Annotated in this window: 18 protein-coding genes; 8 read left to right on the plus strand and 10 right to left on the minus strand. The window is 64.6% G+C overall.

Going from position 1 to position 25,520, the window contains the following annotated elements:
- Window positions 1–180: 180 nt before the first annotated feature.
- On the minus strand, window positions 181–513 hold the full coding sequence (locus AC4PRM_RS00585; RefSeq protein WP_492038408.1) for an energy transducer TonB family protein: 333 nt from the start codon (window positions 511–513) through the stop codon (window positions 181–183).
- 190 nt (window positions 514–703) lie between these two features.
- Here AC4PRM_RS00585 and AC4PRM_RS00590 point away from each other — a divergent pair, with 190 nt between their 5' ends.
- A complete protein-coding gene (locus AC4PRM_RS00590) occupies window positions 704–1,501 on the plus strand; it encodes a hypothetical protein (RefSeq protein ID WP_492038409.1) in 798 nt (265 codons plus the stop codon).
- A 124-nt stretch (window positions 1,502–1,625) separates the two neighbouring features.
- On the opposite strand, the gene rpoC is transcribed toward AC4PRM_RS00590, so the two are convergent.
- Window positions 1,626–5,822, minus strand: a complete 4,197-nt coding sequence (gene rpoC, locus AC4PRM_RS00595) for a DNA-directed RNA polymerase subunit beta' (RefSeq protein ID WP_373255591.1) — start codon at window positions 5,820–5,822, stop codon at window positions 1,626–1,628.
- A 97-nt stretch (window positions 5,823–5,919) separates the two neighbouring features.
- Window positions 5,920–10,035, minus strand: a complete 4,116-nt coding sequence (gene rpoB / locus AC4PRM_RS00600) for a DNA-directed RNA polymerase subunit beta (RefSeq protein ID WP_492038410.1) — start codon at window positions 10,033–10,035, stop codon at window positions 5,920–5,922.
- A 344-nt stretch (window positions 10,036–10,379) separates the two neighbouring features.
- Here rpoB and AC4PRM_RS00605 point away from each other — a divergent pair, with 344 nt between their 5' ends.
- Entirely contained in the window at window positions 10,380–10,904 is a 525-nt protein-coding gene (locus AC4PRM_RS00605; RefSeq protein WP_492038411.1) for an FKBP-type peptidyl-prolyl cis-trans isomerase, read from the plus strand.
- 104 nt (window positions 10,905–11,008) lie between these two features.
- Window positions 11,009–12,991 (plus strand): M61 family metallopeptidase, encoded by a 1,983-nt coding sequence (locus AC4PRM_RS00610; RefSeq protein ID WP_492038412.1) that lies wholly within the window; start codon window positions 11,009–11,011, stop codon window positions 12,989–12,991.
- 46 nt (window positions 12,992–13,037) lie between these two features.
- Here AC4PRM_RS00610 and AC4PRM_RS00615 read toward each other — a convergent pair whose 3' ends face one another.
- The 3 genes from AC4PRM_RS00615 to rplJ form a co-directional block, all read right to left on the minus strand.
- Window positions 13,038–13,715 carry a type 1 glutamine amidotransferase domain-containing protein gene (locus AC4PRM_RS00615; protein ID WP_492038413.1) on the minus strand — a complete coding sequence of 226 codons (678 nt, stop codon included), beginning with the start codon at window positions 13,713–13,715 and terminating at the stop codon, window positions 13,038–13,040.
- 162 nt (window positions 13,716–13,877) lie between these two features.
- The gene (gene rplL / locus AC4PRM_RS00620) at window positions 13,878–14,261 is read right to left on the minus strand and encodes a 50S ribosomal protein L7/L12 (protein WP_373255596.1); all 384 of its coding nucleotides are present in this window, start codon (window positions 14,259–14,261) and stop codon (window positions 13,878–13,880) included.
- A gap of 69 nt (window positions 14,262–14,330) precedes the next feature.
- On the minus strand, window positions 14,331–14,846 hold the full coding sequence (rplJ, locus tag AC4PRM_RS00625; protein ID WP_373255597.1) for a 50S ribosomal protein L10: 516 nt from the start codon (window positions 14,844–14,846) through the stop codon (window positions 14,331–14,333).
- Between the two features lie 368 nt (window positions 14,847–15,214).
- Between rplJ and AC4PRM_RS00630 the strand changes: the two genes are divergently transcribed.
- From AC4PRM_RS00630 to AC4PRM_RS00640, 3 genes are all read left to right on the plus strand, one after another.
- Window positions 15,215–17,083 carry a DUF4153 domain-containing protein gene (locus AC4PRM_RS00630; protein ID WP_492038414.1) on the plus strand — a complete coding sequence of 623 codons (1,869 nt, stop codon included), beginning with the start codon at window positions 15,215–15,217 and terminating at the stop codon, window positions 17,081–17,083.
- Window positions 17,084–17,206: 123 nt separating this feature from the next.
- On the plus strand, window positions 17,207–18,673 hold the full coding sequence (locus tag AC4PRM_RS00635; protein ID WP_492038415.1) for a sigma-54-dependent transcriptional regulator: 1,467 nt from the start codon (window positions 17,207–17,209) through the stop codon (window positions 18,671–18,673).
- 184 nt (window positions 18,674–18,857) lie between these two features.
- Window positions 18,858–21,443 carry a TonB-dependent receptor gene (locus AC4PRM_RS00640; RefSeq protein WP_492038416.1) on the plus strand — a complete coding sequence of 862 codons (2,586 nt, stop codon included), beginning with the start codon at window positions 18,858–18,860 and terminating at the stop codon, window positions 21,441–21,443.
- 69 nt (window positions 21,444–21,512) lie between these two features.
- Here the strand turns inward: AC4PRM_RS00640 and AC4PRM_RS00645 are convergent, their stop codons facing one another.
- The 4 genes from AC4PRM_RS00645 to AC4PRM_RS00660 form a co-directional block, all read right to left on the minus strand.
- Entirely contained in the window at window positions 21,513–21,758 is a 246-nt protein-coding gene (locus AC4PRM_RS00645; RefSeq protein WP_492038814.1) for a hypothetical protein, read from the minus strand.
- A 98-nt stretch (window positions 21,759–21,856) separates the two neighbouring features.
- Window positions 21,857–22,132 (minus strand): nucleoid-associated protein GapR, encoded by a 276-nt coding sequence (gene gapR, locus AC4PRM_RS00650; protein WP_292175304.1) that lies wholly within the window; start codon window positions 22,130–22,132, stop codon window positions 21,857–21,859.
- A 214-nt stretch (window positions 22,133–22,346) separates the two neighbouring features.
- Window positions 22,347–22,472, minus strand: coding sequence for a type B 50S ribosomal protein L36 (gene ykgO, locus AC4PRM_RS00655; protein ID WP_055832286.1), 126 nt, complete (start codon window positions 22,470–22,472; stop codon window positions 22,347–22,349).
- Between the two features lie 113 nt (window positions 22,473–22,585).
- Window positions 22,586–22,900 (minus strand): excalibur calcium-binding domain-containing protein, encoded by a 315-nt coding sequence (locus AC4PRM_RS00660; RefSeq protein WP_492038417.1) that lies wholly within the window; start codon window positions 22,898–22,900, stop codon window positions 22,586–22,588.
- 332 nt (window positions 22,901–23,232) lie between these two features.
- Between AC4PRM_RS00660 and AC4PRM_RS00665 the strand changes: the two genes are divergently transcribed.
- Together AC4PRM_RS00665 and AC4PRM_RS00670 are read left to right on the plus strand one after the other, a co-directional pair.
- Window positions 23,233–24,516: a lytic murein transglycosylase gene (locus tag AC4PRM_RS00665; RefSeq protein ID WP_492038418.1), complete on the plus strand. Its 1,284-nt coding sequence runs from the start codon at window positions 23,233–23,235 to the stop codon at window positions 24,514–24,516.
- 103 nt (window positions 24,517–24,619) lie between these two features.
- Complete coding sequence (locus AC4PRM_RS00670) at window positions 24,620–25,492, plus strand: AAA family ATPase (protein WP_492038419.1); 873 nt, start codon at window positions 24,620–24,622, stop codon at window positions 25,490–25,492.
- The last annotated feature ends 28 nt before the right edge of the window (window positions 25,493–25,520 follow it).

Consider the following 25,520-nt stretch of genomic DNA (forward strand, 5'->3'; position numbering starts at 1 on the left):
CCCCGGGTTGAGTTTCGAGCCGTGAGATGACTGCCAAACGAAAAAACCGGAACGCGCGCTTCGGGCGTTCCGGCGGGACACAGCCCGTCCGTTCAATTGTCACGATCCCGACGCCCGGCGAACCGGACACCTCGAAAGTGCGCGGCTTCTACGCCGGAGGGGCGGTTTGGTCAAGGGCGGTCACTCAACGAGCGGAAACCGCATTGTGAAGCGAACCTTACTGCCAGCCCGAAAACTTTCGACGGTGCTTGGTGATAGTCGTGCACGTTCAGTGGTTGCCAAGGCAGATTGGCTAAGACCTCGGTCGGGGGGAGTTTCGGAAACGATGACACAATCTTTCAGACTGCCATCTGGGCCAAAGCCGCATAGCAACGTGACCTCTCCTTCCGCCGCGGTAGAGGACCTATCCAGCCTCGCGGCTACAGAAGGCTGCACCGCTGGCGGATGCACCTGCGGGGCCACCTCCTGGCCAACCAGTTCAAGCCCAACGAGCATCGCTATTAGCAGAGGCATTTTTGTTCTTTGAGAATGAGCCCAACCAGTTCGTCTGAGTAAACTATCAGATGTCCAGATTTGCAGAAGGGCCTTTACCGTAGGCTTCGAAAGGCCAGCTCCTCCAAGCTACATTGTCGATCAGGAACGCCCGCCCCAATACCGCCATGCTGACACCCTCCCCTGTCCTCGAACGGGGTTTGGGGGACAGATGAACGCGGCGCAGGTCAGCAGGCGGGGACTGCCCGAGCGGTGGCGCAAGCCTGCGCTGGTCGCGGCGTCGGTGGCGTTTCACGCTGTCGTGCTGGCCGTGCTGGGCCTTCAGGCGGTTGAATTCAACGAAGCCCCGAACCAGCCTCAACCGCCCGTCGTCTTCCTCGACATCGCGCCTCGACCGATGCTGAGAGACGAGACGGCGCGAGTCCGGACGCCGACAACCACGCAAGCCACGCCCGACCGTCTGACCCTGCCCGATCAGGCGGCGGCCAGCCAGGCCTTGCCCCTGCGCGATCCACGTGAAGACGAAGAGGCAGCCCAGGGCCTGCCCTCGGCCCCCAGCCCGCGTGTCGCTACACCGGCACTGGGCGTCCCCGCCCCTTCCGGATCTGCCGCATCCGGGGGATGGACCGTGCGGCCAGAGACTTTGGGCGACCGGATTCAGCGCGGCCTGATCGGTAGCAACCTGGCCTGCCGCACGCCGGAACTTTTGACGCCCGCAGAACGTGACCGCTGCTCAGACCGCATGGCCAATGCGGCCAACAGCACCCCGGCCATGCGCGGCTCCGGCGATCCCGACACCGACAGTCGCTTTGCCCGCGAAGGTGCCGCACGACTGGCTGAATACGAGGCGCGGCGTCGCCCGCTGTCGGGCGGCAACGGCAATGTCGGCCCCCAGGACGGACCGGGCTCCAACTTCGGAATGGGCGTGGCGGGTGCACACCTGGACCCTTCGCTCCGTCCTGACTCAACCGAAAATGTCCGCACCAATCGCCGCGACGGACCGCGCTGAACAGGCTGAACACGCAGACGCGCTCACGTAGAGAGGCCCCGTGGGCCGAGCGATAGGCCCTAAAAAAGAAAAAGGCGGTCCCGTTTCCGGGACCGCTTTCTTCAGTTCAGTCTGAACCCGAAGATCAGCTTTCGCTGCCCTCCAACTCCAGGGCCAGATCGGCCGGCAGTTCCTCGATGGCCTCTTCGCGGGCGGACGTCAGGACCGCGTCGCGCTCGTTGGCGATCTTCTGCAGGCTGCGGAGATAGGCCCCCGTGCCCGCCGGGATCAGGCGACCGACGATGACGTTTTCCTTCAGGCCTTCCAGCATATCCTTCTTGCCGTTGACCGAGGCGTCGGTGAGGACGCGGGTGGTCTCCTGGAAGGACGCCGCCGAGATGAAGCTGCGCGTTTGCAGCGACGCCTTGGTGATGCCCAGCAGGACGGGCTGGGTGGTGGCGATCCGGCCGCCACGCTTCTCGACCTTGGCGTTTTCAAGAACGGCTTCGGCCACTTCGACGGTGTCGCCGCGGATCAGGGTGGTTTCACCCGAATCCAGGATTTCCACCTTCTGCAGCATCTGACGGACGATGACCTCGATGTGCTTGTCGTTGATCGGCACGCCTTGCAGTCGGTAGACCTCCTGCACTTCGTTCACCAGATATTCGGCCAGCGCCTCGACGCCCTGGATGCGCAGCAGGTCGTGCGGATCCGGGTTGCCGTCGATGATGTAGTCGCCCTTGTTGATCAGATCACCGTCGTGGACGGAGATGTGCTTGCCCTTGGGGATCAGGAATTCGACCGGTTCAGCCTGGTTGCCATCGGCGTCCAGTTCCGGCGTGATCTTGATGCGACGCTTGTTCTTGTAGTCGCGTCCGAATTCCACGCGGCCGTCCATCTCGGCGATGACCGCACAGTCCTTGGGACGACGGGCCTCGAACAGCTCGGCCACCCGCGGCAGACCGCCGGTGATGTCGCGGGTCTTGGCACCTTCGGTCGGGACGCGGGCGATGATCTCGCCCGGCTTGACCACGTCGCCATTGTTCACGGACAGAACCGCGCCCACCGGCAGCAGGTAGCGAGCGTCAGAGCCTGAGGCCAGCTTGGCATAGGCGTCGCCGTTGGTGACACCCATGGCCGGACGCAGGTCCGCACCACGCGGGCTTGCACGCCAGTCGCTGACGACGCGCTGGGCGATGCCCGTCGCTTCGTCGGTTTCCTCGCGGACCGACAGACCCTCGACCAGGTCCTCGAACCGGATCGTGCCGCCGACTTCCGTCAGGATCGGAGAGGTGTAGGGGTCCCACTCCGCCAGACGCTGGCTGCGGCTGATGTCCGAACCCTCGACCACCCGCAGGCGTGCGCCGTAAGGCAGTTTGTGCGTCTCGCGGTCCTTGCCGTCGACCACCACGGTGATAGTCACGTTGCGGCTCATGGCCACCAGATCGCCGTGCGCCGCCTTGACGGTCGGGCCGTTGATCTTGGCGACACCGGCGTTGGTCGCCTCGTAGAACGAGGTTTCCGCCACCTGGGCCGTACCGCCGATGTGGAAGGTCCGCATCGTCAGCTGGGTACCGGGTTCACCGATCGACTGGGCGGCGATGACGCCGACCGCTTCACCGATGTTGACGTTGGTACCGCGCGCCAGGTCACGCCCGTAGCAATAGGCGCAGATGCCGGCTTCGGCTTCGCAGGTCAGGGCCGAACGGACCTTGATGGACTGCACGCCCGCCGCGTCGATGACCTCGACTTCCTCTTCCTGCAGATAGGTGTCTGCGGGGAACAGGACCTTGTCGCCGCCCGGCTCGCGGATGTCCTCGGCCGCATAGCGACCCAGAACCCGCTGACCCAGCGAGACCAGCACGTCGCCGCCTTCGACCACGGCGCGCAGGGTGATGCCCCGCGTCGAGCCGCAATCGTCCTCAGTGACGATCGAGTCCTGTGCTACGTCGACCAGACGACGCGTCAGATAGCCGGAGTTGGCGGTCTTCAGCGCGGTGTCGGCCAGACCCTTACGGGCGCCGTGGGTGGAGTTGAAGTATTCGAGGACGGTCAGGCCTTCCTTGAAGTTCGAGATGATGGGCGTCTCGATGATCTCGCCGGACGGCTTGGCCATCAGGCCGCGCATGCCGCCCAGTTGCTTCATCTGGGCCTGCGAACCCCGGGCCCCCGAGTTGGCCATCATGAACACCGAGTTGATGTCGGGGTTCTCGCCCTTGATCAGGACGCGCGGCTGGGCGATTTCGCCCATCATCGCGTCGGCGATCTTGTCCGTGGCCTTGGCCCAGGCGTCGACGACCTTGTTGTACTTCTCGCCCTTGGTGATCAGGCCGTCGGCGTACTGTTGCTCGTACTCCTCGACCTGGGTGCGGGTGTCCGCCACCAGTCCGGCCTTGGCTTCCGGAATGACGATGTCGTCCTTGCCGAACGAAATGCCCGCCTTGGCCGCCTCGCGGAAGCCCAGTTGCATCATCTGGTCGGCGAAGATGACCGTCGCCTTCTGACCGCAGTGGCGATAGACCTGATCGATCAGGTTACCGATTTCCTTCTTGGTCAGGTTCTTCTCAAGCAGGCGATAGCCGATGTTGGCGTTGTGCGGCAGCAGCGCACCCAGCTTCATCCGGCCCGGCGTCGTGTCGATCACCTTGGTGATGACCTCGCCTTCGGCGTTCATCTCGGTCCAGCGCGCTTTGATCTTGGTGTGCAGCGTCACGACCTTGGCGTCGAGCGCGGCATCGATCTCGCCCATGTTGGCGAACAGCTTGTTCTCGCCGGGCTCGCCGTCCTTGACCAGCGACAGATAGTACAGGCCCAGGACGATGTCCTGCGACGGCACGATGATCGGCTTGCCGTTGGCGGGCGACAGGATGTTGTTCGTCGACATCATCAGGACGCGCGCTTCCAGCTGGGCCTCGAGGCTCAGCGGGACGTGAACGGCCATCTGGTCGCCGTCGAAGTCGGCGTTGAACGCGGTACAGACCAGCGGGTGCAGGCGAATGGCCTTGCCCTCGATCAGCTTGGGCTCGAACGCCTGGATGCCCAGACGGTGAAGCGTCGGCGCGCGGTTCAGCAGGACCGGGTGCTCGCGGATGACCTCGTCCAGGATGTCCCAGACCTGCGGCTGCTCGCGCTCGACCATGCGCTTGGACTGTTTGACGGTGCCCGACAGGCCCTTGGCGTCAAGGCGCGCATAGATGAACGGCTTGAACAGCTCGAGAGCCATCTTCTTGGGCAGGCCGCACTCGTGCAGCTTCAGTTCGGGACCCACGGTGATGACCGAACGGCCCGAATAGTCGACGCGCTTGCCCAGAAGGTTCTGGCGGAAACGGCCCTGCTTGCCCTTCAGCATGTCGGCCAGCGACTTCAGCGGGCGCTTGTTCGCGCCGGTGATGACGCGACCGCGACGGCCGTTGTCGAACAGGGCGTCGACGGATTCCTGCAGCATCCGCTTTTCGTTGCGGATGATGATGTCCGGCGCGCGCAGCTCGATCAGACGCTTCAGGCGGTTGTTGCGGTTGATCACCCGGCGATACAGGTCGTTCAGGTCGGAGGTCGCAAAACGACCGCCGTCCAGCGGCACCAGCGGGCGCAGTTCCGGCGGGATGACCGGAACGACGGTCATGATCATCCACTCGGGCTTGTTGCCCGATTCCAGGAAGGCCTCGATCAGTTTCAGGCGCTTGGAGGCCTTCTTCGCCTTGATCTCGGACGGGCTGTCGGCCAGCTCGCCGCGGTGACGCTCGGCCTCGGCATGCAGGTCGATACCGATCAGCAGGTTGCGAACGGCCTCCGCGCCGATCTCGGCGGTGAAGCCGTCATCACCGTATTCGTCCTGGTAGCGATAGAATTCGTCTTCCGTCAGCAGCTGGTTCTGCTTCAGCGGGGTCAGACCCGGCTCCGTGACGATGTAGTTCTCGAAATACAGGACGCGCTCGACGTCCTTCAGGGCCATGTCCAGCATCAGCGAGATGCGCGACGGCAGCGACTTCAGGAACCAGATGTGCGCGACCGGGGCGGCCAGTTCGATGTGGCCCATCCGCTCGCGGCGAACGCGGGCCAGGGTGACCTCCACGCCGCACTTCTCGCAGATAATGCCCTTGTACTTCATGCGCTTGTACTTGCCGCACAGGCATTCGTAATCCTTGGTCGGGCCAAAGATACGCGCACAGAACAGGCCGTCACGCTCGGGCTTGAACGTACGATAGTTGATGGTTTCCGGCTTCTTGATCTCACCGAACGACCACGAGCGGATCTTCTCTGGCGAGGCCAGGGCGATCTTGATCTGATCGAAGGTCGGAGTGACCGGAAGCGGGTTGAAGATGTTCAGGACGTCCTGGTTCATCTTGATTCCTTCTGCGGGGCTTCCCGCGAAAATTCAGACAGTGGAGAGAGCGAAAGACCGTCCTCCCCGCTTTCGCGGAGAGGGTTCATCCGGTCGGTCAGCTGTTCTCCAGCTCCACGTTCAGGCCCAGCGAGCGCATTTCCTTGATGAGAACGTTGAAGCTCTCGGGAATGCCCGCCTCGAAGCTGTCGTCGCCGCGGACGATGGCCTCGTAGACCTTGGTACGGCCGGCGACGTCGTCGGACTTCACCGTCAGCATCTCTTGCAGGGTGTAGGCGGCACCGTAGGCTTCCAGAGCCCAGACCTCCATTTCCCCGAAGCGCTGGCCACCGAACTGCGCCTTGCCGCCCAGCGGTTGCTGGGTGACGAGCGAGTACGGCCCGATCGAACGCGCGTGGATCTTGTCGTCGACCAGGTGATGCAGCTTCAGCATGTAGATGTAGCCGACGGTGACCGGACGCTTGAACTGCTCGCCGGTCTGACCGTCATAGACGATCGACTGACCCGAACGATCCAGACCGGCCTTCTCCAGCAGGTCCTCGATGTCTCCGATGTGGGCACCGTCAAAGACCGGCGTGGCGAACGGCACACCCTTGGACAGGTTCTTGGCCAGTTCGATCAGCTCTTCTTCCGTATCCGGCAGAGGCGTCTCGGGACCATAGATGCTGGTCAGGTGATCGATCAGCGCCTTCTTCTGTCCGCCCTGCTGCCAGGCTTCCAGCAGACCCTGGATCTGCTTGCCCAGACCGGCGGCGGCCCAACCCAGGTGGGTTTCGAAGATCTGGCCGATGTTCATGCGCGACGGCACGCCCAGCGGGTTCAGAACGACGTCGACCGACGTACCGTCTTCCAGGTGCGGCATGTCCTCGATCGGCAGGATCTTGGAGATGACGCCCTTGTTGCCGTGACGGCCGGCCATCTTGTCGCCGGGCTGAAGCTTGCGCTTCACGGCCACGAAGACCTTGACCATCTTCATCACGCCGGGGGGCAGTTCGTCGCCGCGTTGCAGCTTCTCGACCTTGTCCTCGAAGCGGCGGTCGAGTGCCTTGCGGGCGTCCTCAAACTGCTTCTTCATGGCCTCGAGCTCGCCCATGGCCTTCTCGTCGTCCAGAGCGATCTGCCACCACAGGCCGCGCGACAGTTCGCCCAGCTTGTCCTCGGTGACTTCACCGCGACCCAGGCCCTTCGGACCCGAGGTGGCGTTCTTGCCCAGCAGCAGAGGCTTCAGGCGACCATAGACGTTGCGCTCCAGGATCTTGAGCTCGTCGTCGCGGTCCTTGCCCAGGCGCTCGATTTCCGAACGCTCGATGGCGATGGCCCGCTCGTCCTTGTCGACGCCGTGACGGTTGAACACGCGCACGTCCACGACCGTACCGGCCACGCCGGGCGGCAGGCGCAGGGAGGTGTCGCGCACGTCCGAAGCCTTCTCGCCGAAGATGGCGCGCAGCAGCTTCTCTTCCGGGGTCATCGGGCTCTCGCCCTTGGGCGTGACCTTGCCGCACAGGATGTCGCCCGGCTGGACCTCGGCACCGATGGCCACGATGCCCGCCTCGTCGAGGTTGCGCAGGGCTTCCTCGCCGACGTTGGGGATGTCGCGGGTGATCTCTTCCGGCCCCAGCTTGGTGTCGCGGGCCATCACCTCGAACTCGTCGATGTGGATCGAGGTGAAGATGTCGTCGCGCACGATGCGCTCGGAGATCAGGATCGAGTCCTCGAAGTTGTAGCCGTTCCACGGCATGAAGGCGACCAGGGCGTTACGGCCCAGAGCCAGTTCGCCCAGGTCCGTCGAGGGACCATCGGCGATCACATCGCCGACCTTCACTTCATCGCCCACGCGCACGATCGGGCGCTGGTTGATGCAGGTCGACTGGTTGGAACGCTGGAACTTGGACAGGCGATAGATGTCGACGCCCGAACGGCCGGCGTCGGCTTCGTTGGTGGCGCGCACCACGATACGGGTACCGTCGATCTGCTCGACGATGCCGTCACGCTTGGCGACCACGACAGCGCCGGAATCCACGGCCACGACCGCTTCCATGCCGGTGCCGACCAGAGGCGCGTCCGACTGCACCAGAGGCACGGCCTGACGCTGCATGTTCGCGCCCATCAGGGCCCGGTTGGCGTCATCGTTTTCGAGGAAAGGGATCAGGGCCGCAGCGACCGAAACGACCTGTTTCGGCGACACGTCCATCATGTCCACGTCGGCGCGGATCAGCAGCTGCGAGTCGCCATTGATACGGCCGGGGACCAGCTCCTCGACGATCATGCCGTCCTTCAGCTCGATGTTGGCCTGGGCGATCGTGTATTTCGCCTCTTCCATGGCCGAGATGTAAACCACCTCGTCCTGAGCCTGGCCGTCCTTCACCCGGCGGTACGGGCTCTCGATGAAGCCATACTTGTTCACCCGGGCGTGGGTCGCCAGCGAGTTGATCAGGCCGATATTCGGGCCTTCCGGCGTTTCGATCGGGCAGATGCGGCCGTAGTGGGTCGGGTGGACGTCGCGGACTTCGAAGCCCGCGCGCTCACGCGTCAGACCGCCCGGGCCAAGCGCCGAAAGGCGGCGCTTGTGGGTGATCTCGGATAGCGGGTTCGTCTGGTCCATGAACTGGGACAGCTGCGACGAACCGAAGAACTCGCGAACCGCAGCGGCGGCCGGCTTGGCGTTGATCAGGTCGTGCGGCATGACCGTATCGATATCGACCGAGGACATGCGCTCCTTGATGGCGCGCTCCATCCGCAGCAGACCGACGCGGTACTGGTTTTCCAGCAGCTCGCCGACCGAACGGACCCGGCGGTTGCCCAGGTTGTCGATGTCGTCGATCTCGCCCCGGCCATCCTTCAGGCCCACCAGGATCTGCAGCACCTTCAGCACGTCGTCCTTTTGCAGGACGCGGATTTCGTCGGACACTTCCGGCGTTTCCAGACGCATGTTCATCTTGACCCGGCCCACGGCCGACAGGTCGTAACGTTCGCTGTCGAAGAACAGCGAGTTGAACATGGCCTCGGCGGCTTCGGGGGTGGGCGGCTCGCCCGGGCGCATCACGCGATAGACGTCGAACAGCGCGTCCTCTCGGCCAGTGTTCTTGTCGATGCGCAGGGTGTTGCGCATGTAGGCCCCGACAGTGACGTGGTCGATGTCCAGCACGTCGATGGTGGTGAAGCCGTGGCTTTCCAGCAGTTCGATGGTCGGGGCGTCCAGTTCGTCACCGGCCTCGGCGTAGATTTCGCCGGTTTCGTAGTTGACGGCGTCGGCGGCCAGATAGCGGGTCAGCAGGGCATCGGCGGCCAGCGACAGCGACGAAGTCGTCTCACCCAGCTTCTTGGCCTGACGGGCGCTGATCTTGGTGCCAGCGGCAGCGATCACTTCGCCGGTGTCGGCGTCGACCAGATCGAACTCGGGCTTCACGCCTCTCCAGCGCTCGGCCTTGTAGGGGGTGACCCAGCCTTCGCCGCGCTTCTCATAGGGCACGGTGTCGTAGAAGGTCTTGAGGATTTCCTCACCGTCCATGCCCAGGGCCATCAGGAAGGTCGAGGCCGGCAGCTTACGACGACGGTCGATGCGGGTGTAGACCACATCCTTGGCATCGAACTCGAAGTCCAGCCACGAACCACGGTACGGAATGACCCGCGCGGCGAACAGCAGCTTGCCCGAGCTGTGCGTCTTGCCCTTGTCGTGGTCGAAGAAGACGCCCGGCGAACGGTGCATCTGCGAGACGATGACCCGCTCGGTGCCGTTGACGACGAAGGTACCCTTGTCTGTCATGAGCGGAATGTCGCCCATGTAGACGTCCTGCTCCTTGATGTCCTTGACCGAGCGCGCGCCGGTCTCTTCGTCCGCCTCGAACACGATCAGGCGCAGCTTGACCTTCAGCGGCGCGGCATAGGTCATGTCGCGCTGGATGCACTCCTCGACGTCGTATTTCGGGTCCTCGAACTCGTAGGAGACGTATTCCAGGATGGCGCGTTCGTTGAAGTCCTTGATCGGGAAGACCGACTTGAACACCGCCTCGATGCCCTGATCCTTGCGCGGACCACTGCGCACTTCGCGCTGCAGGAACTGCTCGTAGGAGGCACGTTGAACCTCGATAAGGTTCGGCATCTGGATCGCTTCGGGGATACGCCCGAAGGAGTGACGGATGCGCTTCTTGCCGGTGAACGAGGTGGCGGTGGCGAACTGACCGGGGGCGGTGAGTTCAGCGTTGGTCTTGGCCATTCTGTCTTCCCAATACGCCACCCGGGCAGGCGGCGATCAAATGCAGCAGCCACGGCTTCGCCAATCCGGCGACCCGTGACCATCGGTTTCGGCGTCCACCCTCGGGCCTTTCGGCTCCAGGACACCTGAAATGTAGGGCTCCCTTGGGGAGGAGCGCGTCTTCGCTCGGTCGGAGGGCGACGGACCGGGCCTCGACGCTTTCGCGCGCGGACTCATGGAGTTCTGCGGAAGAGCGGACATATACGCGCTTCTTCGGCGAAATAAAGGCCCTCGTCTCAAAGATTGCGCATTGGTTCGCCGAACCCCCATTGCTTTGCCTTGGCGGTGAAATTAGCGTCCGCGCCATGACCCATATCCGCACCGCCGCCGTTGCCCTGTCCCTAAGTCTGGCCCTTGCCGCCTGCGCCACCGCGCCCAGCCAGACTGCCGTCGACCTCGACTTCTCGGGCAGCAACACCCAGGAGAACTGGAACGCCGGCAATGCGGCCTATCTGACCCTTAACGGAGCGAAACGCGGCTGGACCACGACCGAAAGCGGTCTGCAGTACCGTCGCGTCGGAGCGGCCAAGCCGGGCGGCAAACAGCCGATCGCCACCGATACGGTCAAGGTCCACTATCGCGGCACCTTCGTGGACGGGCGCGAGTTCGACAGCTCCTATTCCCGCAATGAGCCCGCAGAGTTCCCGCTGAACCGCGTCATCAAGGGCTGGACCGAGGGTGTGGCCCTGATGCGCGAGGGCGAAACCTTCGAGTTCGTCATCCCCGCCTCGCTGGGATACGGCGACCGCTGGGTCGGCGGCGACGACCTGCCGCCCAACTCGACCCTGCTGTTCACTGTGGAACTGCTGGAAGTTCAGCCCGCCGCCTGAGTCTCGGATTACAGGATTGTAATCCTTTCGACCGTTCGCCGGGTTGACCCGCGCGGCCTGGCGTCGTGATCTCCGGCTCCTCGTTTTTTACCGGAAGTGCCGAGATGATGCGTCCCCTGCCCCGCCTGCTGCTGTGCGCTTCCGCCTGCACCGCCGCCCTGATCATGGCGGCCCCGGCCTTGGCCCAAAGCCGGGTGCTGACCCAGCCGCAGGATGCGGCCCTGGCCCTGCCGCGTTCGCAGCCGGCCATTCCAGCACCGACCCAGGCGACCTTTCCGGGCGTGATCCGTTATGAGGCCGACGTCACCGACCGCGACCGGCGGATCATCAGCGTCAATCAAATCATCCCAGTTCCGTCGGCGGGACCCTTCACTCTTCTGTATCCCGAGTTCCTGCCCGGCAACCACGCCGACACGGGTCCGATCCAACTCATCTCCGGACTGACAGTTACCGCGCCGGACGGCCGACGGCTGGAGTGGCTGCGCGACACCGTTCAGCCCCACGCCTTCCACCTGGACATTCCTCAGGGGATCACGGAGATCCGGGTCGAGTTCCAGTGGCTGACCCAGCCCGACGGCGGTCCTTGGCGGGTCGTTCAGACGAGTGGCATGGTCAACATGCAGTGGGAAAAGGCCGTCCTCTATCCGGCCGGCTATGCCGCCAGCGGCATCACGATCGAGCCTTCGATCCGCCTGCCCCAAGGCTGGGGATATGGCGTCGCCCTGGACACCGTTTCCAACGAAGGCGGCCTGGCCACCTTCGCACCGGTCAGCCTTTACACCCTGGTCGACAGCCCGATGTTCGCCGGGGCCCACTATCGACGCTTTGCCTTGGACGCCGACGGGACCTCGCCGGTCTATCTGAACGTGGTCGCCGACAAGGCCGAGCAGCTCGAACCGGCAGATGGGCTGATGGCCAAGTTCGAGGCCATGGTGGTCCAGGCCGACCGCCTGTTCGGAGCCAGACCGTTCGACCGCTACGAGTTCCTGGTCGGCCTGACCAACCAACTGGGCGGAATCGGGCTGGAGCACCACCGGTCGTCCGAGAATACCCTGGCTCCCGACTTCTTCAATCGCGGCACCGGCTCGCTGGGCTCGCGCCAGTTGCTGCCCCACGAATACGTCCACTCCTGGAACGGCAAATATATGCGGCCGGCGGACGAGCAGACCGCCAACTACAACGTCCCGACCCAGAACACGCTGATGTTCGTCTATGAGGGCCTGACGTCCTATTGGGGCGAGGTGCTGGCGGCGCGCGCCGGTCTGGCGACCAAGGACGAGACGCTGATCGGCATGGCCGGTCACGCCGCCTTCTACGAGAACCAGCCGGGGCGCCAATGGCGCGCTCTGCACGACACCCAGAACCACAACCTGCTGGGCTATCGCGTGCCGGGCAACTGGCCGTCGTGGATGCGGACGACCAGCGACTACTATGACGAGGCCCTGCTGGTCTGGCTGGACGCGGACACCCTGATCCGTGAGGGCACTAACGGGCGGCGTTCGCTCGACGATTTTGCCAAGGGCTTCTTCGGCCGCCTGGACGGCGAGGTTCAGACCCGCGGCTATACGTTCGAGGAGCTGGTCGCGGCCCTGAACGACGTCCACCCCCATGACTGGGCCGGCTTCCTGCGCGGTCGCCTGGATACGGTTGGACCCGAAGCGAGGGCCCCGCTGGATGGCATCTCCCGCGGCGGCTACCGTCTGGTCTATGTCGACAGCCTGTCCGACGCCGAGAAGCGTATCCAGACCGGCTGGGCCAACGACTTCCAGTATTCCCTGGGCTTCAGCCTGGCGTCGACCAATCGCATCGGCGGCGTGCGCTGGGGCAGCGTGGCCTATGACCAGGGTCTGGGGGCGGGTTGGGACCTGATCGCCGTGGGCGATCGCGCTGCATCGGCCGAGGCCCTGCGGGAAGCCATCACAGCGGTTAAGGGGGGTTCGGAACCCCTTGTGATGACCGTCAAGAACGGCGACCGCGTCCGTACCCTGTCGATCCCCTATCACGACGGCCTGCGCTACCCGCGCCTGGAGCGGGTCGAGGGGACCCCGGACATATTGGGCGACATCCTGGCCCCACGTCGCCGTTAGGAATGGTTCTCCCCTTCGTCGTTGCGAGGGGGAGAACTACAACTGCCTACTTCAACAACGCCAGCAAGGCTTCAGCCGCGCCTTCCGACGACGCCGGGTTCTGGCCGGTGACGAGTTTGCCGTCGGTCAGGACGTAGGAACCCCAGTCCGCGCCCTTGGAATAGTCGCCACCATTCTGTTTCAGCGCGTCCTCAAGCAGGAAGGGCACCACGTCCGTCAGGCCGACGCCCTCCTCCTCGGTGTTGCTGAAGCCGGTGACCTTGCGGCCCTTGACCAGAAATTCTCCGTCGGAACCCTTCACATGACGCAGGGCGGCGGGGGCGTGGCAGACGGCTCCGACGGGCTTGTCGGCCTTTGCAAAGGCTTCGATCAGGGCGATCGAGGTCCTGTCCTCGGCCAGGTCCCACATTGGGCCGTGACCGCCGGGATAGAAGACCGCGTCATAGTCCTCGGCCTTGATCTCTGACAGCGGATGGGTCGAGGCCAGGGCCGCCTTGGCGGCGGCGTCGGCCTTGAACCGCTCGGTCGCTTCGGTCTGGGCGTCCGGCTCGTCGCTCTTGGGATCCAGTGGTGGCTGGCCGCCCTTGGGCGAGGCCAGGGTGATGTCCGCACCCGCATCCTTCAGGACGTAATAGGGAGCGGCGAACTCCTCCAGCCAGAAGCCGGTCTTCTTGCCGGTGTCGCCCAGCTTGTCGTGCGACGTCAGGACCATCAGGATTTTCATGGGGTCAGCCTTTCGGGTTCGGGGAGAGACGGCATGTGGGAAGCCCACGCCGTCGATGCCACGACCCAAACGAAAACAGGCCCGGAGGTTTCCCTCCGGACCTGCTCATTTCGCAAACCCCGGACGCGCTTTGCGCGTCAGGGGCAGACCAACTTCCCGATCTTACTTGATCTGGACCTTGGCACCGGCTTCGGTCAGCTTCTTGGCGACTTCGTCGGCGTTCTGCTTGGAGACGTTCTCGACGACGTTCTGAGGAGCGCCTTCGACCAGGTCCTTGGCTTCCTTCAGACCCAGGTCCGAACGCACGCCGCGCACTTCCTTGATCACGTTGATCTTCTTGTCGCCACCGTCCAGCAGGACGACGGTGAACTCGGTTTGCTCTTCGGCGGCTTCGGCCGGAGCAGCAGCGGCACCACCGGCGGCGGCGACGGCGACCGGAGCAGCGGCGCTGACGCCCCACTTTTCTTCCAGCAGCTTGGACAGTTCGGCAGCTTCGAGGACGGTCAGCTTGGACAGGTCTTCGACGATCTTGGACAGGTCGGTCATGGAGTAGATTCCTTCGGAGGGATTGGGTTCAGAGTAGAGGGTGTGCGGAGATGAAAGAGGCGGTTCCGCTTACGCGGCGTCCTTCGTCGCATAGGCGTTGAACACCCGTGCCAGTTGGCCGGCCGGGGCCTGAACCACACCGGCGATACGGGTCGCAGGCGTGTTGAGCAGGCCGAGGAACGAAGCGCGGATCTGATCCAGCGACGGCAGTTTGGAGAGAACTTCCACGCCCTTCGCGTCCAGAACCTTCTCACCCATGAAGCCACCCAGGACGACGAACTTGTCGTTGGCCTTGGCGTATTCAGCGGTGATCTTGGCGGCCGTCACCGCGTCGTCGGCATAGGCGATGCCCACGGGACCCTTGAACAGGCCGTGGTAGTCGCTGCCTTCGTCGGCTTCGAGCGCCTTCAGCGCCAGGCGGTTCTTGACCACCTTGAACGTGCCGCCCGCAGAACGCAGGCGACCACGCAGGTCTTCCATATCCGCAACGGTCAGACCCAAGTTGTGGGTCACGACCACGGCACCCGCGTCGGCAAAAACGCCCTTCAGCGTTTCGATCGACTCGGCTTTTTGTGCGCGATCCATTGCGGTCTCCAGTCTTGCATTCACCGGCGGGCTTATTCCCGACGGCGGATTGGCCATAGCGTTCCGCATCGCTGCGAGACGTTCTGGCCGGTCGTATTGTCCGAAGGAGGCTTGCAACCCCGACCTGACCGGATACCGGTCGCGTCTGGCGTCGTCTGCATCCCCATCTCCCCACGGCGTCAGAGGGCTCTCTGACATTTATGGTCTGGGTGACCCCCAGACCCCGAAGTTCTCGGACAGGACCGTCGGAACCGGTAAGGTCCAGACGGCGAAGGGGCGCTCTATACACGGCTCGCCGTCAAACTCAAGCGTCCGCCCTTCACAAGCGGCGCTGAAGGCGCTCACATCCGTCAAACGGGAACGACACGATGACTGAGTCCATCCAGACGGCCACACCCGAAGCCACCGGCCGCGACAGCCTCGGCCGTGCGACTTCGCCCCTGCTGTTCCCGATCCGGTTGGGCATCGGCCTGATCCAAGGGCTCGCCTTGTGGTGGCTGTATCGGTCGGTTTCGGCGGTCGGGTGGATTTGCGACAACGATCCGGAACTATGCCCGAAAGTCAGTTGGCCCGGGACCATCCCTGAACTGTTCGCACCGCTGGTGCTCGTTTTCTTCTTCGTGCCGGTCCTCCTGCTAGCTGGTGTCGGCCGCATGCGCTGGCGCACCCTCGCCATATGGGCTGTCGCCGCGACCGCCGTCCTGGCCCTGCTCGGCTGGCACGATGTGGCGCGTCAGAGCGCCGACACCCTGCGCTCGCCGCCCTTCTTCACCGCGCCGCTGTTCCTGTTCAGCGCCACTGCCCTGTTCATCGGCCATCACCTGATTCTGCCTGCCGATCTGGAGCGGCGCTGGATCGCGGCCTTCCCGACCTATTTCGACACGGCCTGGAAGGCAGCCGTGCAGCTGGGTCTGTCAATCGGCTTCACCGGCGCTTTCTGGCTGCTGCTGATTTTGGGGTCCCAGCTGTTCAGGATCATCGGCCTGACCTTCCTCAGCGACCTGATCGGCGAGGAGTGGTTCACCATCCCCCTCACCTGCCTGGTCTTCCCCGTGGCGGTTCACCTGACGGACGTGCGAGACGGCCTGATCCGGGGCGTGCGGACGGTCGTGCTGATGCTGCTGTCCTGGCTGCTGCTGGTCATGACGGTGCTGGTCGCGGGTTTCCTTGTCGCCCTGCCCTTCACCGGCCTGGCTGGATTGTGGAACACGGGCAGCGCGACCGCCCTGGTCCTGTCCGCCTCTGCGGCCCTGATCATCCTGATCAACACCGCCTATCAGGATGGCCGCCCCGACAACCTGCCGCCCGCGGTCCTTCGTATCGCCGTCCGCGTCGCCGCCGTCCTGATCACGCCATTGGTCATCCTCGCCTTCTGGGGTCTGGCCCTGCGCATCGGCCAGCATGGCCTGACGCCGGACCGGATCATCGCCCTGGCCTGCGCCGTCGTCGGCCTGGCCTATGCCGTCGGCTATGGCTTCGCCGCCCTGCGGCCCTTCTGGCAGCGCGACGCCGCCTGGATGACCCCTCTGGAGCGCACCAACGTCTGGACCGCCGTCCTGGCCGTCGTCCTGATCCTGGCCCTGTTCAGCCCCCTGGCCGACCCCACCCGCCTGTCCGTCAACGACCAGGTCTCCCGGCTGGAGCGGGGTGCGATCGCCGTCGATCAGTTCGACTTCCGCTTCCTGCGCTTCGAGAGCGGCAAGGCGGGGCTGGCGGCCTTGGACAAGCTGGGGGGATCAACTGACCCCCGCATCGCCACCTTGGCGAAGACAAGTAAAGCTAGGACTGACCGCTATGAGGCAAGATGGGAAGGCCGCGCCCCAATCTCAGCCTCCGATCTGCACCTCAACATCGCACCCTCCAGCAGACCGCTCCCCGCATCTTTTCAACAACAGCTCCAGCGATTGTCTAACCAACTCGCGCACTGTGCCGACCCAAAGGTTTGCGGCTCGGTAGTCCTGGATCTGGATGGTGATGGCAGGCTGGAAGTGCTTGTCGCAGGCGAGACCGAGGTAATGGTTTTCCAGATCGAAGATGACGGTCGGTGGTTCGAGTGGGTGAATTACCGCCAGAACTATTGCCTTAGAAATCCGAAGAACCCGGGTCAGGCTTTACGCCAAGGCCGTTTTGAAACTGCGCGCCCTAGATTTCCAGACCTACTCATCAACGGCGAGCGTTTCCAGCACCAAGAGGGCTACCCCGAATGCCCGGAAGAGCTCACTTCTTCACCCCGTTAACCCCCCGCTCACCCTTCCCGACCACCCGATCTTCACCTTGTCGGGCCTAAAACGTCCCGGAATGAACCAGTCCCGCTGAACGAGGACCGGCCACGATCTGTGATGTTTGAAGGGTGTTTCCGCATGGCCAAGACCGTTCTGGTGGTCGACGACGATCCGACCCAGCGCCGCCTGGCCCAGGCCGTGCTGGAGCGTGAAGGCTATGCAGTCGTCCATGCCGAATCTGGTGGCGAGGCGATCGACCGGCTGACCAAGGGCGGTGGGGCAGATGTCGTCCTGCTGGACATGGTCATGCCGGGCATGAGCGGCATGGAGGCCCTGGCCGAAATCCGCACCGCCGGCGTCACCACGCCCGTCATCGTCCTGACCGCCAACGGCGGCGTGGATGCGGTGGTCAAGGCCATGCAGGCTGGAGCCCAGGACTTCTTCGTCAAGCCGGTGTCGGCCGAACGCCTGCTAGTCGGCGTGTCCAATGCCCTTCAGATGACCCGGCTGACGGCCGAGGTCGGCCGCCTGACCAAACGGGTCTCCAACCGTTCCTCGTTCGACGATCTGGTCGGCGACAGCCCGCCGATGCGCATGGTCAAGGCCATGGGCACCCGCGCCGCCAAGTCCAGTATTCCGGTCCTGATCACGGGCGAGAGCGGCGTCGGCAAGGAAGTCATCGCCCGCGCCCTGCACGGCGCGTCCGACCGTTCGGGCAAGCCCTTCGTCGCCGTTAACTGCGGGGCCCTGCCGTCCAACCTGATCGAATCCATCCTGTTCGGCCACGAAAAGGGGGCCTTCACCGGCGCCCACGACAAGCACCTGGGCAAGTTCCAGGAGGCCAACGGCGGCACGCTGTTCCTGGACGAGATCGGCGAACTGCCGCTGGACATGCAGGTCAAGCTGCTGCGGGCGCTTCAGGAGGGCGAGGTCGATCCCGTCGGGGCCAAGCGCTCGGTCAAGGTCGACGTCCGCATCGTCTCGGCCACCAATCGCGACCCGGCCCAGCAGGTCAAGGAAGGCGCCTTCCGCGAGGATCTGTTCTATCGCCTGAACGTCTTCCCGATCGAGGCCCCGGCCCTGCGCGACCGGCGCGAGGATATCCCGGCCCTGACCGACCACTTCATCGCCCGCTTCAATGCCGAAGAGGGTCGCCGCGTCACGGGCTGCGCGCCCGAGACCCTGGCCCTGCTGACCGCCTTCGACTGGCCTGGCAACGTGCGTCAGTTGGAGAACGCCGTCTATCGCGCCATTGTCCTGGCCGACGCCCCCTTCCTGCAACCCCACGACTTCCCGGCCATTTCCGGCATGGCCGCCCCTCTCCTCCCCCTCATGGGGGAGGTGGATCGCCGCCCTGGCGGCGAGACGGAGGGGGCCGCTACAAGAGCCGCCGTTCTCCCTCCCGACAGCCCCATTCGCATCCTCGACGACCGTGGCCACCTTCGCACCCTGGAAGAGATCGAACGCGACCTGATCCAGCACGCCATCGAGGTCTATGCCGGCCACATGTCCGAGATCGCCCGTCGCCTCGGCATCGGCCGCTCCACCCTGTACCGCAAGGTCCGGGAACAGGGTCTGGAAGACGTGCTGCGCGAGGTCGGCTGACCCTGCCCGCGTGAGGCATCGGGGCCATGCCCCGGCGATGCCTCAAACCTGTCCGAAAGTTCACCGGCGACCGTCGATACCGGCGGCGATGACCTCTTCTCGACACATCGAAATACGATCACGCCTAACGACGGATTCTCGGGGCCCGCCCGTTTAGCCTGTTCTTCCCCCTTCGGATTGCCCCATGCTTCTCGTCACGACCGCCCTGTCCGGCCTGCTCGCCAGCACTGTCCCCGCCTCGGCGGTCCCCCAAACGGCACCCCAGACGCCGCCTCCGGTCACACGGCCAGCCCCGGCCACCTCGGCACCGGTCGAGGAGGACGAGGAAGCCTATGATCTGGGCACCGTTACCGTCACCGGCAGCCGCCCTCGCGGGGCCGTCGACACCGATATCGAACCCGAACTGTCGCTGACGGCCGATCAGATCCAGGCCTACGGTGCCGCCAACATCTCCGAACTTCTCGCCTATCTGGAGCCGGTCACCCGCAGTTCCCAGGGCCGCGACGGCGGTCAGCCCGTCCTGCTGGTCAACGGTCGCCGCATCTCGGGCTTCCGCGAAATCCAGAGCATCCCGACCGAAGCCATCGAACGTACCGACATCCTGCCCGAGGAGGTCGCGCTGCAGTTCGGCTATCGCGCCGATCAGCGCGTGGTCAACTTCGTGCTGAAGGCCAACTTCCGCTCGATTTCGGCTGAGGCGGCCTACCGCGCCCCCACCCAGGGCGGTCGCACGACCACCGAGCTGGAGAGTACCCTGTTCAACATTGCGGGCGGCAACCGCTACTCGGTGGATGCCGAATACACCCGATCGAGCCCGCTGTTCGAGTCCGAGCGGGATATCCGCCGTGATCCCGACGACCTGCCCGCCCCGCTGTTCGGCGACCCCGCCGATCAGGGAGCATACCGCACCCTGCTGTCCCAGAGCGAACAACTGGAGGCCCGAGGCTCGGTCAAGCGCGACCTGAACAGCACCACCCAGGGCACGCTCAGCGTCAGCCTTGAAAACACCAACACCCGCAGCTTCAACGGCCTGCCCGGCGTCGTCATCGACGTCGATGGTACCAATGTCGGCACGGGTATGGCTGATGGTGAGACCGTCTTCCGCTACCTCGACGCGCCCGCCTCGCTCGGTCGCAAGACCGACACCCTGACCGCCAATGTCGGCACCGTCCTGGACGGCTTCATCGGCGAGGAGTGGCGATGGACCTTCAGCGGCAACTACGACCGCACCGAAACCGACACCTTCACGGGTCGCGGCTACAGCGCGTCGCCGTTCCAGGATCGCATCGATGCCGGCGATACCACCGCCGATCCGTTTGGACCGGTCGGTGTCGCCGACTTCGCCTCGCTGGCCGGTGATACCGCCAACTCCGTCTCCCAGTCGCTTGCGGCCGAGCTGGTTCTGACCGGCGATCTTTACGACTTGCCGGCCGGGGGCATCTCCTCGACCTTCAAGGTCGGCGCGGACACCCGCTCGCTGGATTCGACCAGCGTCCGTTCCGGCGACGTGTTCGAGCGCTCGCAGTCGCGCGACCGCTTCACCGGCTCCGGCAGCTTCACCTTCCCGATCGCCGACCGAGATCAGGGTGTCCTGCCTTTCCTGGGCGACCTGTCGGTCAACTTCAACGCGGGCTATGAGGAGTTGTCGGACTTCGGCGGCCTGCCGGTCGTGGGTGTGGGCCTGAACTGGTCGCCGATCGAGCCCCTGTCCTTCCTGGTCAGCTATACCGACGAACAGGGCGCGCCTTCGATCTCGCAGCTGAACGATCCGATCATCGAGACGCTGGACGTACCGGTCTTCGACTTCGCCACCAACCAGACGGTCTTTGTGACCCGCAGAGACGGCGGCAACCCGGACCTGAACTCCGACAACCGCCGCGTTTTCAAAGTGGGGGCCACCCTGCGGCCCTTCGACGAACAGGATTTCAGCCTCTCCTCGACCTGGACGGTCAGCCAGACCGACGACGTCATCGCCGCCTTCCCGACCATCACGCGGGAACTGGAGGCAGCCCTGCCAGAACGCTTCGAGCGCGATCTGGACGGCAATCTGGTGTTCTTCGACGCGCGCGCATTGAGCTATGACAGCGCCGAACGTCAGGACATCCGCACCGGCTTCAACTTTTCCAGGGCTTTTGGAACGCCGACACCGGCTGCGGCCGGTGCCTCCAGCATGCCTGGCGCTCGCGGCGCGCGCGGTCCGGGCGGCGGCGGTCCCCGTGCCGGAGGCCCGCCCGGCGGCGGTGCCGTCAGGTTCGGCGGCGGCGGGGGTCGCGGTCGTGGTGGCGGCATGCAGCCGGGGCAAGGCCGCTTCAACCTGTCGATCTACCATACCTGGCGCTTGCAGGACGAGATCGTCATTCGTGACGGACTACCCGTCATCGACCTGCTGGACGGCGGCGCGACCGGCAGCCGCGGCGGCAGCCCGCGCCATGAAATCCAGGCCCAGGGCGGCGTGTTCAGGAACGGCATGGGCGCGTTCGTCAACGCCAACTGGCGCGACTCGACCACCGTCGGCGACACCCTGCGCTTCTCGGACCAGACCACGATCAACCTCAACATGTTCGTCAATCTGGACCAGCAGCAGTCATTGATTCAGCGCTTTGGCTGGCTCAAGGGCTCGCGCATCAACCTCGGCTTCCAGAACATCTTCGACACACGCACCGAGGTCACCACCCAGGACGGCTCCGTCGTGCCGCTGAACTACCAGGCCGACTATCTGGACCCTCAAGGGCGCACGATCAGCCTGACCTTCCGCAAGATCCTGTTCTGAGGGTCTAGGTTCTAGGGGCGGCAGTTGATCGATCGCTCGGTCTTGTCCCTGGAACCTATAACCTGAAACCTAATCCCTCTTCTTTCCCCACCGCCGCTTCGGCTCCTCGCCCTTGGCCTTGGCGGCGATCTCCTTCAGCTTGCGGCCCTGCATGGATGACAGGGCCTGGCCGGGCGCGCCCTTTTCCGGGTCGCCGAACGCGCGGCCGTGGGTCTTCACCCGCTCGCTGACCGAGTCCAAGAACTCGCCCTCCCATTCAGACAGCGAAACGCCCGCCTTGTCTGCCAACCGGCGGGCGCGTCTCAGGGCGTTCAGGGCCGCGCGCTGCGCCGCCTTGCGTTCAGCCTCGAACGGACTGGCGGGCGGCTTCTTGGAACCGCTCCCACCCCCGCCGAAGCCGGTTCGCTTCAGTGTCAGACCTCGCCGAGCGCCGACAGGTAGAGGTCCAGGATCGCGTCCTCTTCCTGGCGCTTGGCCTTGTCCTGTTTGCGGATGCGGATGACCTTGCGCAGGATCTTGACGTCATAGCCCTCGCCCTTGGCCTCGGCGAAGACCTCCTTCATGTCCTCCATGACGGCGGCCTTGTCTTCTTCCAGACGCTCCAGCCGCTCGATGATGGTGCGCAGACGCCCCTGCGCCGTCGCATTCAGGACGTCGGGCGAGGAATCGAAGGACGCATCATCGGCCATGGAAAGGCTCCGGAAACAGGATCAGAAACAGAGAAACGCCCTCAAGCAGGCCGAACGACCGTCAGGGCAAATGGAATGCGGACGCTAACCACGTCGCTTGGCCCGGCTCAACACCGGACACGAAAAAGGCTGCGGACAGAATCCACAGCCTCTTGATATCTTTGCGCTCAAGCAGCGCGCGACCGCGTCGCGCACGTTAGCGCACTAGAATGGCTTAGCCCTGCTTCGCCTTGAAGCGCGGGTCGGTCTTGTTGATCACATAGACCACACCCTTGCGGCGCACGACCTTGCAGTCGCGGTGGCGGGTCTTGAGCGACTTGAGCGAGCTGCGGACCTTCATGGTCTTCGTCCTGAATCAAAATCAAAAATAGAAAAGCCGCAGGCGGACCAGCGGCGGAACGGGGCGTATAGTGGGGGTTGGGTGAGACGTCAACGCCTGCGCGCTGGTGTCGCTTAGAAATATGGTTCGCAGGCGACACCGTCACCGTCCTTGTCCATTCGCTCGCGATAGGACGGATCCCAACTGCGGATATTGGTTCGTCCTTCGGCTTTGGCATGTGCGCAGTCACGGTAATGCTGATCCGTCGACCGCACTTCTACATAAGCGACCATTGCGCTTCGGCCCGGCGCATCAGGGGTCGTGGCATAGAGTGTGCCTCCAAAAGCCAGGAGACCCACACCCGCTACAAGCATCGGAAATGACAGCTTTCGAGCGTAGCGACGCCGCCCCATCGGATGCAGCATGTTTCTAATGACGCGACCGAGCATCTGCACACGTCCCCAAAGCAACCGCGCTCAAGCAGCGAGCCGCCGCGCGGTGAGCATTAGCGCTCTAAGAACGATGGAGGCCTGGCCTCCGAGTTGAACGGAGGGTCTGCGGGGTTGCACCCCCGCCGCGTCGCCCCTCCGCCACCAGGCCGTATCAGAGAGCACGCCCCTTATCGTCCCGGACCCTTGCCTCCGCGTTGCCAGACGCGGTTAGCGCCCGGTTTACCCTTTTCCACGATCCAGAGAGACATCAGCCGCCCGGCGTCGCAACGGACTGTCGCCTCGCGCACTTGTCATCACGCCCGCCCCTCTCCTGCGGCTAGAGTATCGCCATGCGTTCCAGATTCAGTCTTCTCCTGCTCCTGTCCGTCGCCGCCTGCGGCCCCATGTTGCCCGAGGCACCGCCCGCCGGCCCGACGACGTCGCCCGCCCCCAGCGCACCCGCGCCTTCGACGCCGGCTCCTGCGCCGACAACCCCCGCTCCGGCCGCGCCCGCCGATCAGGCCGGCTTCGATGGCTGGAAACAGGGCTTTCTGTCCCGGCACGGCGGCGACCGCGCCACCTTCTATGCGCGAGAGCTCGAGGGCCTGACCCCCGACCCCAACGTCGTCCGCCTGGACGGCAACCAGCCGGAGTTCAGCCGTCCCGCCGGGGCCTATATCCAAAATGCGGCGTCGGCGACCCGCGTCGCCCAGGGTCGTCGCCTGTCCGACCGCGTCCCCTTTGCCGTGGTCCAGCAATATGGTGTGCCGACCGAAATCCTGGTCTCCATCTGGGGCAACGAGAGCGCCTTCGGCCAGATTCAGGGCAGCTATGACGTCATCCGCTCGCTGGCGACCCTCGCCTACGACGGTCGCCGCCGCGCCTGGGCCGAGACCGAGCTCAAGAACGCGCTCGACATCGTCATCGACGGCAAGCGCGCGCGCGCGGGCCTGAAGGGCAGCTGGGCCGGAGCCATGGGCCAGACCCAGTTCATGCCCAGCACCTATACCCGTCTGGCCGTGGACCAGACCGGCGACGGCATGAGCGACATCTGGGGCTCGGACGCCGACGCCCTCGCCTCCGCCGCAAACCTGCTGGCCCAAGCCGGATGGAAGCGCGGACAGTCCTGGGGCTATGAGGTCATTCTGCCGTCCAACTTCGACTACACCCAGGCCGAGGGACCCAAGCACAGATGGAGCGACTGGTCGGCGCGCGGCGTCCGCCTAGCCCACGGCGGCAGCCCGAACCAGCTGGAGGCGCTTGAGGACGGCGTCATCCTGCTGCCGCAAGGCGCACGCGGCCCAGCCTTCCTGGCCCTGCCCAACCACTATGTGATCCGCCAGTATAACAACTCCGTCTCCTACGCCCTGGCCATCGGCCTGACGGCGGACGGGATCGCGGGCAAGCCCGGCCTGGTCGGCACCTGGCCCGACGATGCGCCTCTGTCGCGCGACCAGCGCATCGGCGCCCAGCGCGCCCTGACCGCCATGGGCTTCGACACACAAGGGATCGACGGCGTCGTCGGGGCCAACACCCGCTACGCCCTGCGCCGCTGGCAGGCCGCCAACAACCGCACCCCCGACGGCTATCTGACCGCGGCTCTGGCCGACGAACTGATCCGCCGGAGCGGATAGCCCCGTAGTCATTGTCCGGTGGACGCTGTGCGCTCAGCACGATGAGCGTTGTGAAGCTGCGTGCCCTTCGCTAACCGTCTCCTAAAGCAACCCGGAGTTCTCCATGTCGCGCACCGCCGACCGGTTCGAAGGTACGTCCAACTATATCGCCACCGACGATCTAAAGATCGCGGTCAACGCTTCGGTCGCGCTGGAGCGTCCGCTGCTGATCAAGGGCGAGCCCGGCACCGGCAAGACGGTCCTGGCCTATGAGATGGCCAAGGCGCTGAACGCACCCCTGATCACCTGGCACATCAAATCCACGACCAAGGCCCACAATGGCCTGTACGAATATGACGCCGTCAGCCGCCTGCGCGACAGCCAACTGGGCGACGCCCGCGTTCACGACGTGCGCAACTATCTGAAGAAGGGCAAGCTGTGGGAGGCCTTCACCTCTCCGGTCCGCCCTGTCCTGCTGATCGACGAGATCGACAAGGCCGATATCGAGTTTCCCAACGACCTGCTTCAGGAACTCGACCGCATGGAGTTCTATGTCCAGGAGACGGACGAGACCATCAGCGCCGCCGTCCGCCCGGTCGTGGTCATCACCTCGAACAATGAGAAGGAGCTGCCCGACGCCTTCCTGCGCCGCTGCTTCTTCCACTATATCCGCTTCCCCGACGATCAGACGATGAAGGCGATCATCGAGGTCCATTTCCCCGGCATCAAGCCGCGTCTGGTCTCTGAGGCCCTCCGCACCTTCTACGAAATCCGCGACACGCCGGGCCTGAAAAAGAAGCCCTCAACCTCCGAGCTGCTGGACTGGCTGAAGTTGCTCATGGTCGATGATGTCGATCCGGAAACCCTGCGCGAGAAATCGCCCAACAAGCTGATCCCGCCGCTGCACGGTGCCCTGCTGAAGAACGAACAGGACGTCCACCTGTTCGAACGCCTGGCCTTCCTGACCCGACGGGAAGGCTCGCGTCCCGGCGTTTAAGTCTTGAAGCATCTGCCCAATACACCGG

The sequence above is a fragment of the Brevundimonas sp. DW-iso22 genome (assembly GCF_058725425.1).

Coding starts and splice junctions, on each gene's coding strand:
- AC4PRM_RS00585 (WP_492038408.1), bottom strand. CDS start 513: ATGCCTCTGCTAATAGCGATGCTCGTTGGGCTTGAACTGGTTGGCCAG.
- AC4PRM_RS00590 (WP_492038409.1), top strand. CDS start 704: ATGAACGCGGCGCAGGTCAGCAGGCGGGGACTGCCCGAGCGGTGGCGC.
- rpoC (WP_373255591.1), bottom strand. CDS start 5,822: ATGAACCAGGACGTCCTGAACATCTTCAACCCGCTTCCGGTCACTCCG.
- rpoB (WP_492038410.1), bottom strand. CDS start 10,035: ATGGCCAAGACCAACGCTGAACTCACCGCCCCCGGTCAGTTCGCCACC.
- AC4PRM_RS00605 (WP_492038411.1), top strand. CDS start 10,380: ATGACCCATATCCGCACCGCCGCCGTTGCCCTGTCCCTAAGTCTGGCC.
- AC4PRM_RS00610 (WP_492038412.1), top strand. CDS start 11,009: ATGATGCGTCCCCTGCCCCGCCTGCTGCTGTGCGCTTCCGCCTGCACC.
- AC4PRM_RS00615 (WP_492038413.1), bottom strand. CDS start 13,715: ATGAAAATCCTGATGGTCCTGACGTCGCACGACAAGCTGGGCGACACC.
- rplL (WP_373255596.1), bottom strand. CDS start 14,261: ATGACCGACCTGTCCAAGATCGTCGAAGACCTGTCCAAGCTGACCGTC.
- rplJ (WP_373255597.1), bottom strand. CDS start 14,846: ATGGATCGCGCACAAAAAGCCGAGTCGATCGAAACGCTGAAGGGCGTT.
- AC4PRM_RS00630 (WP_492038414.1), top strand. CDS start 15,215: ATGACTGAGTCCATCCAGACGGCCACACCCGAAGCCACCGGCCGCGAC.
- AC4PRM_RS00635 (WP_492038415.1), top strand. CDS start 17,207: ATGGCCAAGACCGTTCTGGTGGTCGACGACGATCCGACCCAGCGCCGC.
- AC4PRM_RS00640 (WP_492038416.1), top strand. CDS start 18,858: ATGCTTCTCGTCACGACCGCCCTGTCCGGCCTGCTCGCCAGCACTGTC.
- gapR (WP_292175304.1), bottom strand. CDS start 22,132: ATGGCCGATGATGCGTCCTTCGATTCCTCGCCCGACGTCCTGAATGCG.
- ykgO (WP_055832286.1), bottom strand. CDS start 22,472: ATGAAGGTCCGCAGCTCGCTCAAGTCGCTCAAGACCCGCCACCGCGAC.
- AC4PRM_RS00660 (WP_492038417.1), bottom strand. CDS start 22,900: ATGCTCGGTCGCGTCATTAGAAACATGCTGCATCCGATGGGGCGGCGT.
- AC4PRM_RS00665 (WP_492038418.1), top strand. CDS start 23,233: ATGCGTTCCAGATTCAGTCTTCTCCTGCTCCTGTCCGTCGCCGCCTGC.
- AC4PRM_RS00670 (WP_492038419.1), top strand. CDS start 24,620: ATGTCGCGCACCGCCGACCGGTTCGAAGGTACGTCCAACTATATCGCC.